The organism is Actinopolymorpha cephalotaxi (genome assembly GCF_013408535.1).
GTDB classification, from domain to species: Bacteria; Actinomycetota; Actinomycetes; order Propionibacteriales; family Actinopolymorphaceae; genus Actinopolymorpha; species Actinopolymorpha cephalotaxi.
Map to the genome: position 1 here is coordinate 3,336,655 of NZ_JACBZA010000001.1, position 15,110 is coordinate 3,351,764.

Sequence of the window (15,110 nt, forward strand, 5' to 3'; positions counted from 1 at the left end):
GGTCATCCAGGTAAACCAGACGGCGCACTGGCGGAGGAATTTACCTGCCGCATTACTGGGTATTATCTTCTTTTGGGTGTGGGTGGCGCCCAATCAGGTTTGTAGTCCGGATGTTCGTTGTAGATCGCTGTGAGGGTTTTGACTGCGATGAGGTATGCGTGTGCGAATGGACTCTGCTCGTCTATCGCTTCGTGGTACAGGAGGACGATGGATCGCCTTGCCGCGCACGTTTTGAGGATGCGTTCAAGTTCCGGCTGACTCATCGTGAGGTGGTAGGCCTTCCTGGCCAGGTGCTTGTCCTCTTCGATGCGAGCGAGCAGGAAGCGGTCCACACTCATGCGATCAGGCTAGGCGTCATCCACTCGTGGTAGGCCGGTGATTCGACGAGGCGGGGGGTCGGCGGCCTCCGCGAATCTCGCGTGGGCCGCCGATTCCACCGGCCCCCAGGTGAGGCGATCGCCCACTGACCGTACGGTGCCGCATAAGCACGGCGCCCAGAGCAGCAGCAGCAGCCGCCGCCAGCGCGCCGCCGACGGCAAGACCGGTGTTGGCGCCGGACTAGGTGGCCGGTGCGTTTACACGACTTGTCCTCGACCGCCTGTGGCGGAGCGTGCACCCCAGTGGACGTCGACCTCCTGCAGGCCGATCAGGTCGGCGTCGAGCGCCCGGATCGTGGCCGCGGTGCGGTCGAGGTCGAAAACGTTGTCCTGGCCAAGCCCGGCATGAATGTTGTACGTCGCCACCCGCAGCTGGACGGTGCTTCCGGCGGAGGTGACGTTGGAGTCGGCCGGGGTCGTGAAGGTGGCCGCCGTGGCGGCGGGTGCGGCACATACTCCCGTCACGGCCGCCAGGCCGGCGCCGACGAGGACGCTGCGTCGGGATACGAGGGGATTGTTCATGTCGACTCCACAGTTCTGGTCATGGCGGGGAGCCCGGCGATCAGATGCCGCCGGTGCGGGTCAGCTTCAGGGTCAGCGGCCCGTGTAGGAGAGTCGGCGGGCACGCGGCACTTCTACGTCGCCGCGTGGCGAGAGAAGCCAGACCGGATTGCCGAAGCCCAGAAGCACGTCCCCTGCGTCGCGGACTTCTACGCGTAGGTAGCGCCCGTTCTCCCGCTCCAGCTGGAACCTCAGCCGGCCTGAGGCGAACGACGAGACAGGGTAGGTGTGCCGGGTGACCGCGGGCGTCGTCTGGCCGGTGCGATCGCACTCCCCCACCACGACCTGCACTGTCGAGTCCTCCGGCAAATTGTTCGCCACGATGTCGACAGGCAGGCGAGTCGCTGAGGTCCGTACGACCCGGCCCATCGCCCGCCGACCGCCCACCGCGAGGTCGAGCTGCCCGGTCGGCCACAGCCGTTGGTGGTACCACCACGCCTGCCCGGCGGCCAGCGCGGTGAGGAGGTCCCGTGCCTGACGCGATTCCGCCCACACCGCGGTGGTGTAAAGATGCGGCTTTCCCTGCCAGTCACGGCCGCCGTGGTCGTCGACCTGACTGGTTGCCGTCAGGAAGATCGCGTTCCGGGCCGCGACGTCGTATTGGTCGATCCGGTCACGGATCACCGTGAAATCGCCGTCGGCGTTGGCAATTTCGATCAGGTCGGCTCCCAGGGCGCGGCCGGTGACGAGCTCGCCGGGGTTGATGGGCGGGTGGTTGTACTGCACGAGCGCTCCACGCTCGTGGTACCAGCGCACCATCGCCTCGGCTGCCTCGACCGAGTTGTCGAGGACAGGCGCCTTGCCCCTCGGTGGGTACGGGTAGAGCTCGAAGTCCTCCATGAACACGTTCATGTGACGCACCATCGACACCTCCGCGGACAGAAGCTGAGTCACGCCCGGGCACCTGCTGCGCAGTTGCCGCATCAGGTCGCGCCGGGTGCGCACCGGCCAGCGGAGCGGGTCGCGCGTACGGTCGAAGCGCAAACGGTCGAACACCCCGGACGCGGTGGCGCCGTTGCGCGCCCGTACACCGAACCGAACCCGGGCGAGCCCGGAGTCCTCGGCCACCAGGTCCGGCCAGAACGCCCGGACGTCGTCGACGGGGTGGATGGCCAGCCGCTGCCAGACACCGTCGGACGCGACCGCCACGACGCCGGTCAGTGGGTCGGCCAGGCGGCGTCCGGCCGTGGCCGCGAGCCGGTACTCCAGCACATAGACACCCGCGGGCCGACCGGCCGTCGCGGGACGGTAGGACGTCTCCAACTGCACGACGAGTTCGGCGTCGGGCCCGACCCGTTCGCCGAGTACGTCGATCGTCAACGTGGTGTCGGACAGGTCGGTCGAGTAGAAACTGTTGCCGGCCTTCGCCCACAGGAACGAGGCCCCCCACTCGGCCTCCGGTCCGGACGCACTGACCCGCAACGCCTTGCCGGGCTCGTCCGGGCTGTGCGGGTCGTCCACGAAGGCATGATCGGCATCGGCAAGTGCGCCGTCGTTCTGCACGAACCACTGCAGGCCGCCACCTTCGTCGGTGCCGTCGAACGCGATCCCGTCGTAATAGCCGTACGCCTCCATCCGCCAGTCGTGGTCGGTCCACCAGACCACATCGATGTCGTTGCGTACGGCCTGCTCGAGCTGGGCCATCATGCCACCGCCACCGCCACCGGCGGCCCAGCTACCACCCTCGCTGAAACAGGAGTGCGTGTGCAGCACCATGCTCACCGGACGGCCGCTCGCTGCCCCTGTCGCCGCATCGTCGGCGAACGCCGCCGGGGTTGTCGCCGAGCCCACCGCCGCGGTGACGCCTAGGTGTTGCGGGTCATGACGTTGGTGACGGTCTGGTGGAGGCGTGAGGCGGGTGGTTGGTCGCCGGCGGCGGTGTGGGCTCGATGGTAGTTGTAGTGGATGTTCCACACGCTGATGGCCTGCGCACGCTGGGTTTCGCTGGTCCACACGCGGGCGTAGAGGAGTTCTTCGGCAAGGGTGCGCTGATAGCGCTCGACTTTGCCGTTGTGGCGGGGTGTGTAGGGGCGGGTGCGCTGGTGGCGTGAGGCGAACGCGGTCGCCGTGCGCACGAACGCCCGGCCCGGTAGTTCGCGCCGTTGAGTTCCTAAGGGATGTCAAGCTCGTTCAGGCTGCTCCGGGTGTCGTAGCGTGGGTGGTGGACGGGCCGGTTGACGGAGCGCGTGGCGACTCCTTACTTCGCCGGTCCGTTCCTGCGTTCGTGGTGGTTCGGCGCCTGGCCCGCAGGTCCTTGGGGATCGCGTAACGCTCGGCGATGATCGTTCGGGCTTGGTCGATAGTGACTGCGCTGCCGTCGACGTCGCGCAGTTGGTAGGGCTGCCCGGCGCGCCAGCAGGCGATGATCCGGGTGAGCAGGGTCGTGGCGATGTGGCAGAGCGCAGAGTTGTGGTGCTTGCCGGCGTTGACCATGAGCCGGTGGTATTTCGCGGCCAGGGTGGGGTCGATCCGGCGGGCTTGGCTGGCGGCCATGAAGAGGGCTTGGCGCAGAACGGCGTCGCCGCGCTTGGTGGGGCCGCCGTGGCGTCCGGTGAGTCCGGAGGAGTCGAGGATCGGCACCAAGCCGGTGAACGCACGGGCGCCCGCGAGTGAGTCGAAGCGGTTCGGGTCGCCGAGGCGGCCGAGGATCGCGGCTGCGGTGATGGTGGCAACGCCCGGGGCGGAGGTCAGGATGCCGTTCGGGTCGGCGGCCTTGAGCACCAGCGTGGCCCGCTCGTCGAGGTCCTTGAGCTCCTCGCTCAGCTGCAGTGCGAGGCGGGCTTCGATCGCGATGTCCTCGGCCAGGTCGGGGTAGTCCAGTTCACCGTCGGACCACAGCTCGAGGGTTTCCCTGGCGGCGGCCAGCAGTGCGTCGGCGTGTGGTTCACCCCAGGCGCCGCGGGAGTGCCGGTGACAGAACCGAGCCAGCCGGACGCGGCCGAGACGCTTGACGACGTGGGGGTCGGCGTATCCGGCGGCGAGGAACTTCAACACGGTGCGGTTGCCCAGGTCGGCGCCGATCGCGGAGTGCCATGCCGGGCCGAGCAGCTCCAGTAGCGTGTCCAACCGGGCCAGGCTCTGGGTGCGGCGATGGACCAGTGTGGAGTGCAGCTTCGCTGCACGCTTGAGCGCATCGCCGGGTCCGAGGCCCTGTTCGAGGTGCAGCCCGTCCGGGTGCAGCATCGGTAGTCTGGCCAGCAGCTGGGAGTCCAGCCGATCGCTCTTGGTGTGTTTGGCGTAGTAGTTGCGCAGGTCCGCCGACCGCTCCGGCGGCACGAGCACGACCCGGGCGCCTTTGCGCCGGAACCAGGCGGCCAGCGGGACCCAGGCGTTACGGGTGGGCTCCATCACCACCAGCACCTCGCCCGGGTCGGCGTCGTCGGGCAGGCTCGACCACAGCTGGTCCAGGTCGGGTGGGGTGGTGCGGAAACGTCGGCCTGACCAGATCAATCGGCCTTGCTCATCGGCAAGGCTGACCTGATGCGCAGCCCGACACGCGACGTCGATGCCTAGGCGAAGCGGCACTTCCAGCTCCTTCTCATGACGACAGCAGTGCGACACCGACTGCCTGCTGCCGACCGAGAACGACCGCACCGGACATTCGCTAACAGGGATCCGCCGCGGGCGTTCTCGACGGTCGCCGGGTTCCTAACAGGGCGGCCCTTTCTCCGGCAGAGGCCCCGCTCACCAACGTGATCAACAGGCAAGGAGTCGCGAGGCGCGCTCCGATCGGTGAAGCAACGACGGTGAGCAGGTGCCGGACCCGTCGATCCTCACACCGCCGGCCGGACAATCCGGGGACCTTCGAGCTTCACCCAGCTTGAATGTCGGTGACCAGGCGAACGATCCGGGCGATGCTGAGGTTGCCCCGCTTTGACGGACAGGGGTGATGGCTTGGTCAGGCTATCTGCGTGGTGAGCTGCTCGGCGTTGGCGTGTTCGTACTCGGTGGGTGTCTGGTAGCCCAGTGCGGAGTGGAGTCTGGTGCCGTTGTACCAGGCGATGTAGTCGACGATGGCGTGGCGGGCGTGGGCTCGGGTCGGCCAGGGCTGGGTGTCGAGGCATTCGCCCTTGAGTGAGGCGAAGAACGACTCGGCCAGGGCGTTGTCCCAGCACTGCCCGGTCCGGCCCACCGACAGCCGGACGTCGTAGTCGACGGCCAGGTCAGCGAAGGTAGTCGAGGTGTACTGACAGCCTCTGTCGGAGTGAAAGATCACCCCAGCTTCAGGATCACGGGCCGCGATCGCGTTGGTCAGTGCGTCAGCGACCAGGCTGGTGCGCAGGTGGTCGGCGATGGCGTGGCCGACGACCTTGCGGGAGGAGATGTCGATGACGGTGGCCAGGTACAGCCAGCCTTCCCAGGTGCGCACGTAGGTGATGTCGCCGCACCAGCGGGCGTTGAGTGCGCCGGCGTCGACGGTGAAGTCCCGGCGGATCAGGTCCGCCCGGGCGGCCGCGTCCGGATCGGGGATGGTGGTCTTCTTCCACCGTTCGGTGTCCGCCCGGCCAGGGCGGCTTCGCGCATCAGCCGGGCCACCCGTTTCCTGCCGTGCCGCCTGCCGCACCGGCGTAGTTCGGCGTGGACCCGCGGGGCGCCGTAACGGCCCTTGGACGCGGCGTGCACCTGGGTGATCTGCGCGGTCAGCTCGACGTCTTGGCGCGCTCGGGCAGATGGGCGGCCGGTGCGGTGGGCGTAGTAGGCGGCACGGGAGACCTCCAGCAACTCACACGCCCGTTTGACGTGTGGTCACAGGCCTTCTCCGCCTCGATGAACGGGTACACGTTCACCGGGTCTCCTTCGCGAAGAAAGCCGTTGCCCGCTTGAGGATCTCCACATCCTCCTTCAACCGCCGGTTGTCCCTGCGCAGCTGCGCCAGCTCCTCCCGCTCCACGCTGGTCAGCCCGCCATCGACCCGCTCCCCGGCGTCACGTTCGGCCTGCTTGACCCACTCCCGCACCGCGGTCTCGGTCAGATCGAAATCCTTCGCGACCTGACCCGCCGTCCGGTCACCACGCCGGCACAACTCAACGATCTCGGCCTTGAACTCCGGCGTGAACGAGCGGCGCGGGCGCGGCTGCTTCTTGCCCATGCTCTCCATGGTCCGACATCCTTCCCCAGGACCGAAGCCCTGATCTTGGATGTCCGTCAAACCGGGTCAGCTCCAGAGCTCCCAGACCTGCTAAGCGGTCTCTTCGGCAGATGGGCCTGCCTCGAGCATGGCGGCGCATGCATTGAATCTCGTTGGCCGCTCCGTCGGAGCGAGAACGCCCTACTCACTTAATGTCGACTAGACATTTCTCACAGCATTGACAACCGAGCCCCATGTTCTTCTGCATTGTTCAATGCCTCCCGGATCCGCTGGTCCTCGCCACTGCCCGTGGTTGGCAGCCGCAGAAGCGGCATCTGATAGATCCCCAGAATATCGTTCTTGAGCGCGTCTCGTCGTAGTTGATCCGGGTTGTTCTCGTGGAAGGCGAAGCCGTCGACCTCGATAGCCAGTAACGATTGCTTGGTCACTCGATTGAATACAACAAAGTCAACCGACGCGCGATGCTGAACGTATGCCTGCTGCTCGGGGTTGAGGCGGCTCACGTCGGGCAAGAGGTTTCGCAGTAGGACCTGACTACGCGCCGTTAGATGCATGTACAGCGGCTCGGCCAGAATATCGTGCAACCCGGTCCAGATGATATCTTCGGACTTGTATTTCAACTCCTTCCTCAACCGTGCCGCCAATGGTCGTAGCCGTTCCGAATATTCTCCGTAGAGCAGGTCGAACATTGAAATCACCGCGCTGTCCACGACCTCCTCGCCGGGGTTGTGGTAGCGAATATAACCGACCAGATCACTGATGTGGCGGCTAGCGGGCAGCATATCTTTGTTCGTTACTAGTATGAACTGCTGAACTGCTCGCGACACCGCTACGTTGATCATCCGTGGGTCGTCAACGAAAGAAAGTCCAGTTCTTCCACGCCATGTCTCATCCAGAACCGTGGTAAAGATGACTACCTCCTTCTGTCGGCCCTGGAACCTGTGTATAGTATCGGCCTCACTCTGGTCGAGCACATCGGATGCCTTGCTGGCCTGCAGCCGGTATGGCGTCGTGACGCCGATATTGGTGGATTCAACGCCAGGGCAAACCGTCGGGATTACTTCGCTGGCGATAACATCGATCTCACGTTGGTTCGAGCGTCCTCCGCCACGGTGCTGGCGCATGTGGTTACCCTCGACCGTGCGCACCACGATCATCGGCCGCTTGCGGCCGCTCATCGTATACGGAATGAGTTTGCCTTCATAGAATTTCTCGTTGCAGAACCCGATGATCGATGGATCACACCGGTAATGCTCGCGTAATAGAACTCTCGGGAGACGGTCACCGTACAGCTCCGACAGGGAAGCTAAGAGGTTGTTCTTACAGTCATACGCAGGACTCGGTGGGACGAGCCGGGTTGGCACCTCGGATGGAATGGGTGACAGTTGTTTCTGGTCGCCAACCACGATGAGGTTCCGGCAAGCTGACATCGCTAGCCCTGCCAGCACGACGTCAACCTGCGAAGACTCATCGATGATGAGGTAATCGAGCAGGTATCCGGGCGCCATGCTGCGCCGCAATGAATGACAGGTGCTCAGCAGAAGCGGATAGTCCTCGGCAAATTCGCTAAATTTCGTGCCCAGTTTGTACGTCTCCTCGTTATACGTTGTGCAGGCCAGGTTTCGGTATCGAGCTCCGAGCTCGGCATGTAACATCTGGATCGAAAGTTTCTGTTGATCATCAGCTAGCTTATTGAAGTTGCCTCGCCGAAGTTGGCTCTCGACCCGTTCAACTTCTATCTGAAGCTCGGAAATTCGCTTGTTGTAGAACGCCTGCTGCAGCCGGAGCACCACTCTAGTGTCATCAGGGTCGAGGTCGCGCAAGGATCCATACCGGAAGTACTTTCGGATCCGCCGCACCAGGCCCGGGCGTACACCGGCGCGTTCCATTTCGCTGTCGACTAGGTAATCGAGAATCCGATCGGATGAGCGGCGTAGCAGCGAACGCCCCGTCAACTGGGGGACCTCATCACGCATGAGGTGCTGTTCGAAGTGCCGCCACTCCAATGAGTAGGCGTCGAGCAACTGACGCAGCTCGGCTCGGCTGCGTTCGGCGTCCTGGAGCCGGCGCAGTCGTCCATCCACATCGGCCAACCGTTCAGGGTCTGGCGGGTCCGGGGCACTGGCAACGAACTGCCTGACCTGACTGTTGCGGCTCAGTTGTCCGGTAAAGAATACTGCTCGCTTGCCTCGACGGCCGAGATTGGCGATCATATGTCCAAAGCCGAGTTCATCGAGCTTTTCCCGTACATTGTCGACGGCGGCATTGCCGAACGAGACCACGCCAACGGTCTCGTGCCGGACTGCGATGATATTGGCGATCAGGTTCAGGATTGTTTCGGTCTTGCCAGTACCAGGTGGTCCCTCAATGACCGAGATGGAATTGGTGAGGCCATTCTCCACCGCTTGGCGCTGACTCAGGTTGCAGCGGAACGGGAAGATGGGGGCGGCAGCCGGAGGCCGGGACTTGATCGGTGCGGCGACAAGGAAAGTACTGAGGGCGCTGTCAGGGTGGACGAAGCCGAGTTCATCGTATGGCTGCCTGAGCGGATCGTCGTCGCCGAGACTAAAAGCGACAGACCGCCAGTAGTTCAGCACGTCGGCCGCGTCCGAAGCGTGGGTTGCCGAGGTAAGGATTCTGACCTGCGAGGCCGGATACGTCCGGTAGTTTTCACCGTTCTGCTTCCGGTAAAAGACCCGCGACCGTGACTCATCGGCGTCAGTGAAGGTCACGACCTCAGTCGCGCCTTGCCAGATGCTGCCGCTAACCTCGACCTTGGCTTCATCCGGGATCACCATACGTCGGGGATCGCGGAGGATCCGTACGCGACCCAGCCTGTACGTGTAGGGCTTGCGGTTGTTCTTGAAGGTTATGACGAACCGCGAGGCCTGCCGCTCGTAGCCGGAAACCTCCCACGTCTTATCCTCGAACGGTCCTGTCTCGCTTGCTCGAATCAACACGATCTCACGGTGTGGATCGATCACGTTACCCCCCGTATGCGACCTGATCGGGAGTGTACGGAAACTGCCCACAGGTCACAAGAAGTCGATCCCGATGCTCAGCCTCTAGCGGGAAGTACGGACACCTCCGACGAGCATGACGCGCCGACGATCATGTGCGTTCGGCACCGGCGGTGTAGAAGGTGTGCACCGACCCACTCGTGATCCGGTCCAAAGGCACCCCGGATGCACCAAAGGCCGACGTAGGTCAGGGTCAAGTCCGTTGGCGTGGTGTGCGTCTCCGGGCGCCGGGTGGGCGCACTGGACGGGTTCACCTGACGGTGGGGGTGATGCCAGGCGGACGAGCTACGGGCCCACGGTGGCGACCGAGAGCGGATGGCCGCGGTGGGCGAACTCGGCAACCTCCGGGGCGGACCACCCGGCGAGCTGCCCTTCACAACTTGTCTGCCCCGTGGACGGAGAAGTTGTCCTCCCACAGCTTGCGCAGCACCGGCCGCAGCCGTGCATCGCGGCGTGCCCGCGCCGACGGTGTTCCGGCCACTCGTTTGGTTCACCTTCAGCCAATGCGCCAACCACTGGAACGGCTCCAGCACACGTTCGAGGACGAACCACGCATCACTGTGTCCTATCTCCCCCGGAATCGGTCTCCCCAAATTCTGGGAAGCGGAGGGATTCGGCCCAAGAACATCCGCCACGTGCGCTTGCGTTTCTTATGGTTGCGCCGCCGGATGCGACGGGCCTCGGTGGCTTGCCGGCCTGCCCGGCCGACATCCACCCGCTCCTGTATCAGCACGTGGGCAAGGTCTTCGTGAAGACGGTTCAACGTCGTGGTCCCTTGTGCTGTGGAGGTTCCTGTGTCGGATGTCGCAGCATCAAGGGAGGGCGCGGGCAACGACGGCACCCAGTCAGACCGGAATGTGGTCGGCGACAACCTGGGCCCAGCGCCGGTAGCCGGCCGCCGAAAGATGGAATCGGTCCGTCGCGAAGAAGTGCCGCGGCGGGACTTCGGTCGTCGTGACCCAGGTCGTGCGTGGGCGCGTCCGGCAGATGTTGCGCGAGACCTCGTCGAGTGCCTCCGCCCGAGCGGTCAGCACCCGGCCTAGGGCCGTGGGGACCGACGGAAACAGTGCGAACGGCGGGAGGCCGGCCACGATCACGTGGCCGGAGCGCTCCATGAGATCGTCGACGATGGCCGCCAGGTCCGCGGCCCACTCGTCGAGGTGCCGGCCGCTCATGACGTCGTTGGCGCCGGCCAGGAGGACAGCCGCATCGAGCTCCTCGCCGGTCTGCGACAGTAGCCGGTAGCGGATCCGGCGCGCGGTGGCGCCGAACTGGCCGATCACCTGCCACTGCACAGGCCGCTGGGTGCGCGCGGTCAGCTCACGGGCGAGCCACCCGGTGAAACTCTCGTCATGGTTGTCGACCCCGCACCCTGCCGCCGTGGAGTCGCCGAGGACGGCGACGCGGTAGGGCCGGCGTGTCATGGACGTTCCGACCGTGCCGGTGGTCGGCCCGGCCGCCGGCGGGGCCATCTTGATGGTGGTCTTGAGCCACAAGCCCTGCATCGTGGCGATCGGCCGGTCCAATGCCTTCATCATCGGCTCGGCACCTTGCTGCGGACCTTGCCCGCCGCGATCCGGGTCGCCGCCTTGCGCAGAACGCCGGGCACGAGCCGGCGATGCAGCACCGACAGCGGAGGCCAGACCAGGAGCGCCGGCCAGTGGTCGTAGCGCAGAAATGTTCCCAGAGCCACGCTGTCGCTGGTCGCTTGGACGACGAGATTGGCAGCCACGAACCAAGATCTGGCCTCGAGTCGAATCCATTCGTCACCCTGCTCGCCGATCTGCCAGCCGGCCACGGTGTCCGCCGAGGCGGTCCGGCTGAGCCGCAGGCCAAGCAGCCCTCGCCACACGAACAGCTCGATGACGTCGGGTGTGTCACCAAACATCACCCGGGCCCACTGTTCGACTGTTGCGGCAGCGTTGGTCGGAAGTACGAAGTGGTCGGCGTAATCGATCCGGGACAGGGAGCTGAGGGTACGCACCGTCGCGGGCAGACGTTCGGCCCCGACGGTGCTGACGGCGGCGCCTACGCTCATGGGGCCAGCTCCATTCGTATTATACGGTGCCGTACATTGCCACTGTAGCAAGGTTGTACGGTGGCGTATACAACAAAGACGAGGTGAGACGTAGTGGCTGCCACCCGCACGCCCCGCGACAGGTGGATCGAGGAGGGCCTGCTGGTCTTGGCCGAGGGCGGCCCGGACGCGGTCCGGGTCGAAGTGCTCGCGAAGCGGCTCGGCGTCACCAAGGGCGGTTTCTACGGCTTCTTCGACGACCGTGACGCGCTGCTGCGCGCAATGCTCGACCTGTGGGAGCGCGAGAGCACGGACGAGGTGATCTCGCGCGTCCAGCGTGAAGGTGGCGACCCACGCAGCCAGATCCAGCGGGCCGGTGTGCTCACGTTCTCGAGCGACCGGTTGCTACCGATCGACCTCGCGATCCGCACCTGGGCGCGGCGTGATGAGGCGGTCGCCGAGCGGCTGCACTCGGTGGACAACCGACGGATGGCGCTGCTGCGCCAGATGATCGGCACCTTCTGTTCGGACCCGGACGAGATCGAGGCCCGCGCCCTGCTCGCCTTCTGCATGGCGATCGGCGTGCACTTCCTGACCGCCGATCACGAGCAGCGCAGCCGGAGTGAAGTTGCGCAGCGCGCAGTCGACCTGTTGTTCGATCGCGCACCCCGCTCCGCGACGGCCGAAACGGCGGCACGCAAGCCCTGACAGGGCTGTTCCGGGAGCACGTCAAAGAATGACGGCAGCAACTTCGCCGGATGCTGCGTGAATGTTCGGCGAATCCTCGCTCTCGCCGGCCGACGCTCGTCCGAGACCAACCCGTAAAGTCGGAATGCACTCATCCCAACACTGGAGGTTCCATGCCCAAGGGCTACTGGGTCAGCGTGTACCGCACCATTTCAGACCCTGAGAAGCTGGATGCCTACAACAAGCTGGCCGCTCCGGCCGTCAAGGCCGGGGGCGGTCGGACCTTCGTGCGCGGCGGTCGGGTCGTGGCGCATGACGCCGGAATCGCCGAGCGCACCATCCTGGTCGAGTTCGACAGCTTCGAGCAGGCCGTCGCGGCGCACGAGAGTGCGGCCTACCAGGAGGCACTGGTCGCCCTCTCCGACGGCGTCGAGCGCGACTTCCGCATCGTCGAAGGCATCGACTGATCGAGGTCCGGTCGCGGCGTCGTCATGCCCTGTACGCAGACGGACGTCTGCGTACAGGGCAGTGGTGCCGTTCCTACTGGGTTCGCCAGCTGTAGCTGGGGGTCCAACCGAACAACGCCTTCATCTTGGCGCAGTCGAAGGCCGACCTCGGGTCCTCGTAATCGCCGGCGAAGCGGTCGTAGCCGTCGTAGTACTCAGCCATCAGCTCGCGCAGTCCCCGCTTCGCCCGGGTGTCGGCCGCTGCGATCAGACAGACTTCGTGACCGCTGCTCGTCCCTTCCAGCGCCGCGCGATAGGCGGTGCCGACGTCCCGGGCGTCGATGTAGCTCCAGAAGTTCCCCTTGCTACGGCCCGGGTCTTCCCACTCGTCGACGAACCGGTCGTAGCTGTCCGGCGGAATGACGTTGTTGATCCGGAGCCCCACCCAGGCCGTCTGCGGATAGCGGACCGCGAGCGAGTCCGCGATCACCTCGCTGAGGTACTTGCTCAGCGCGTATGCGTTCGGGGACGGGTGCCGCTCGGTCTCGTCGAACGGGATCTGCGTCGGCACTGTGCCCTCGGTCAGCAGGCCGGTCGCCATCTCACTCGAGGCGTACACGACTCGCGAGACCCCGAGGTCGCCCGCTGCCTGCATGAGGTTGTGGGCACTCAGTACGTTGTTGTCGAAGACGTCGACCTGCGCCTGGCCGCTCGGAGCCGGGTTCGCCGCGAGGTGACAGATGCCGTCCGGACGGAACTGGAACAACGCGTCGTACACCTTGCCCGCATCGGTGAGATCGACCCTGCAGAACTGTCCGGGCAGCTCCAGCTCCGGCCTGTTGACGACGTCGAAATTCACGACCTCGTGGCCTGCCTCCGCCAGGAGGCGAACGACCCACTGTCCGGCCCGTCCCGTTCCGCCCGTCACGACAACTCGCACCTGAAGAACTCCCATCCATCGCTTCGCCGGATCGACCGTAGCTCAGCACCGGTGTTGACACCACCGCGGAGGTACGCGCGCAAGTCTTCACGCGAACCGGCCATGATCCGCAGGACAGCCCTAGAATCCTCCGGTGACACTCGTCGATGCCACCACCGTCCTACCTCACCTCACTCTGCTGCGTCTCGGGCCCGGCACCGGCCTGAGCACCGAACCGGCCACCGAGGTCGGCGTCCCGGTGACGCTGACGGCCCCCGCAGGGGCCGAGCTGAGTGTGCGGATCGAGGCCGAGCTCGGCGACGCCGTCGGATACTGGCACCCGAGTCAGGGGTCGATGCGGACACTGCCCGCCGACTGGGCCGGTCGGGTGGTCACCAGTCTGGTCCACTCGGCACCGATGGGGGTGCTCTACAACGCCGACGGTCAGGTCCTGTTCGGCTGGGCCGCCGATCGGCCGGTCGACGAGCTGACGATCCGGTACGGCGTGTCGGAGGAGCACAAGACCTTCGCTGTCGAGTTCCACTCCCCCGCCGCCGGTGAGCAGCGACTCCAGCTGGTGCTGGATGCAGCCGGCGGGTCCGTGGCGGAGGTTGTCCAGCGGCTGGCGGGCTGGATGTCGGGCCGGATCGAAGCGCCGGCTCTCACGGCACCAAAGCTGGCACTCGAACCCGTTTACTCGACCTGGTACACCTTCACCCAGGACATCAACGCCGACGTGATCGAGTCCGAGGCGGCTCTTGCGGTGCCGATGGGGTGCCGCACAGTGTTCATCGACGACGGCTGGCAGCGCCTGGCCGTCGGACGCGGCTATCAAGGCTGCGGCGACTGGGTGCCCGACCCCGACAAGTTCCCCGACCTGCTGGCCCATGTTCGACGCGTCCGCGCGCTCGGTGCCGGTGTCGTGCTCTGGGTGGCTCCGCTACTGCTGGGCACGAACAGCGACGCGTACGCCAATCTGGCCGAGTACGCCACCCAGAGGCGGGCGCCGGACGACTGCTTCGTACTCGACCCGCGGCACCGCGAGGTCCGCGAGCACCTCGCCGACGTCTGCCTGCGCCTGGTCACCGACTACGAGATCGACGGCCTCAAGATCGACTTCCTGGACACCGCGATGCGCTATCAAGGTACGCCACCGGTCGGCGACATCCACGACGTCGGTGAGGCGATGGCGGCCCTGCTCGGTCTGCTCCGGACCAGGCTGGACCAGGCGGGCCACGGCGACGTCGTGTTCGAGTTCCGTCAGCCGTACGTAAGCCCTGCCATCGCCCGCTTCGGGCAGATCCTGCGGGCCGGTGACTGCCCGGCGGATGCGGTGGTCAACCTGCGCTCCACCGTCGACTGCCGGCTGCTGTCCGCCGGGCAGGTCGTCCACTCCGACCCGATGATGTGGAGCCCTGGCGGTGGGCCGGAGGCGGTGGCGCAGCAGGTCTACGCCGGCTTGTTCTCCGTACCGCAGATCTCGATGCGGCTCGCCGACCTGCCGGCCGACCAGGCCGAGGCGCTCACCGGGCTGGTCGGCTGGTGGCGGGACCTGGCCCCGGTGGTACTGGAAGGCAGCATCGAGGTCACCGGAACCGAACGCGGCTACACCACCGTCCGCGCCGTTCACGACGCCCTCGGCCGCGCGGTGGTCGGGGTCTACGCCCCGGTCGTGGTCGACCTCGAAGCCGACCTCCCCAGCGAGGTCACGCTGGTGAACGCCACCGCTGCCTCGTCGGTCGTGGTCCGCACCCGTACTCGCTCGATCACCGCGGTGGTGCTCCGTTCGCCGAGCGCGACCGACGTCGGCGCTGTCGGCCCATCCGCTGCCGACCTCGTGGAGTTGCCCATCGCACCGTACGGCAGTGCAGTCCTGACCCTCGGTTGAGTCGCCGCCGAACCCGAGCGAACCGACCGACATGCCGCACCAGTGAGGCGGAACTACTGGTCCCGCTCGGTGCGGCGCGTCTTCGGGGGTAGCGCGGCCTTCATGG

At 65.9% G+C, this 15,110-nt stretch carries 13 protein-coding genes and 2 pseudogenes; 3 read left to right on the forward strand and 12 right to left on the reverse strand.

Annotated features, from left to right (window positions below; translation table 11 throughout):
- Positions 1-62: 62 nt before the first annotated feature.
- From FHR37_RS14655 to FHR37_RS14700, 11 genes and pseudogenes are all read right to left on the reverse strand, one after another.
- Positions 63-338, reverse strand: a complete 276-nt coding sequence (locus tag FHR37_RS14655; protein ID WP_139239261.1) for a DUF6221 family protein — start codon at positions 336-338, stop codon at positions 63-65.
- Positions 339-575: 237 nt separating this feature from the next.
- Positions 576-899 (reverse strand): endonuclease/exonuclease/phosphatase family protein, encoded by a 324-nt coding sequence (locus tag FHR37_RS14660; protein WP_202818419.1) that lies wholly within the window; start codon positions 897-899, stop codon positions 576-578.
- 72 nt (positions 900-971) lie between these two features.
- On the reverse strand, positions 972-2,729 hold the full coding sequence (locus tag FHR37_RS14665; RefSeq protein ID WP_179771006.1) for a CehA/McbA family metallohydrolase domain-containing protein: 1,758 nt from the start codon (positions 2,727-2,729) through the stop codon (positions 972-974).
- A 14-nt stretch (positions 2,730-2,743) separates the two neighbouring features.
- Positions 2,744-3,042 (reverse strand): annotated as a pseudogene (locus FHR37_RS14670) (integrase core domain-containing protein); the annotation flags it as partial.
- A gap of 26 nt (positions 3,043-3,068) precedes the next feature.
- Positions 3,069-4,532 carry an IS110 family RNA-guided transposase gene (locus tag FHR37_RS14675; RefSeq protein WP_330831739.1) on the reverse strand — a complete coding sequence of 488 codons (1,464 nt, stop codon included), beginning with the start codon at positions 4,530-4,532 and terminating at the stop codon, positions 3,069-3,071.
- A gap of 304 nt (positions 4,533-4,836) precedes the next feature.
- Positions 4,837-5,502: an IS3 family transposase gene (locus FHR37_RS14680; protein ID WP_092887738.1), complete on the reverse strand. Its 666-nt coding sequence runs from the start codon at positions 5,500-5,502 to the stop codon at positions 4,837-4,839.
- A pseudogene (locus FHR37_RS33445) lies at positions 5,490-5,561 on the reverse strand (hypothetical protein); the annotation flags it as partial. The pseudogene FHR37_RS33445 and the gene FHR37_RS14680, both read right to left, overlap by 13 nt.
- 160 nt (positions 5,562-5,721) lie before the next feature.
- A complete protein-coding gene (locus FHR37_RS14685) occupies positions 5,722-6,027 on the reverse strand; it encodes a transposase (RefSeq protein WP_175542748.1) in 306 nt (101 codons plus the stop codon).
- 209 nt (positions 6,028-6,236) lie between these two features.
- Positions 6,237-9,011: an AAA domain-containing protein gene (locus FHR37_RS14690; RefSeq protein WP_092887746.1), complete on the reverse strand. Its 2,775-nt coding sequence runs from the start codon at positions 9,009-9,011 to the stop codon at positions 6,237-6,239.
- A gap of 881 nt (positions 9,012-9,892) precedes the next feature.
- Positions 9,893-10,585, reverse strand: a complete 693-nt coding sequence (locus FHR37_RS14695; protein WP_237769038.1) for an SGNH/GDSL hydrolase family protein — start codon at positions 10,583-10,585, stop codon at positions 9,893-9,895.
- The gene (locus FHR37_RS14700) at positions 10,582-11,085 is read right to left on the reverse strand and encodes a hypothetical protein (protein WP_092887752.1); all 504 of its coding nucleotides are present in this window, start codon (positions 11,083-11,085) and stop codon (positions 10,582-10,584) included. The genes FHR37_RS14695 and FHR37_RS14700 overlap by 4 nt, the downstream gene beginning before the upstream one ends.
- A 93-nt stretch (positions 11,086-11,178) precedes the next feature.
- Between FHR37_RS14700 and FHR37_RS14705 the strand changes: the two genes are divergently transcribed.
- Together FHR37_RS14705 and FHR37_RS14710 are read left to right on the forward strand one after the other, a co-directional pair.
- The gene (locus FHR37_RS14705; RefSeq protein WP_092887755.1) at positions 11,179-11,772 is read left to right on the forward strand and encodes a TetR/AcrR family transcriptional regulator; all 594 of its coding nucleotides are present in this window, start codon (positions 11,179-11,181) and stop codon (positions 11,770-11,772) included.
- A 152-nt stretch (positions 11,773-11,924) separates the two neighbouring features.
- Positions 11,925-12,218 (forward strand): DUF1330 domain-containing protein, encoded by a 294-nt coding sequence (locus FHR37_RS14710; RefSeq protein ID WP_092887758.1) that lies wholly within the window; start codon positions 11,925-11,927, stop codon positions 12,216-12,218.
- Between the two features lie 73 nt (positions 12,219-12,291).
- Here FHR37_RS14710 and FHR37_RS14715 read toward each other — a convergent pair whose 3' ends face one another.
- On the reverse strand, positions 12,292-13,152 hold the full coding sequence (locus FHR37_RS14715; protein ID WP_092887761.1) for an NAD-dependent epimerase/dehydratase family protein: 861 nt from the start codon (positions 13,150-13,152) through the stop codon (positions 12,292-12,294).
- Positions 13,153-13,270: 118 nt separating this feature from the next.
- Between FHR37_RS14715 and FHR37_RS14720 the strand changes: the two genes are divergently transcribed.
- On the forward strand, positions 13,271-15,004 hold the full coding sequence (locus FHR37_RS14720; protein ID WP_092887763.1) for a glycoside hydrolase family 36 protein: 1,734 nt from the start codon (positions 13,271-13,273) through the stop codon (positions 15,002-15,004).
- The last annotated feature ends 106 nt before the right edge of the window (positions 15,005-15,110 follow it).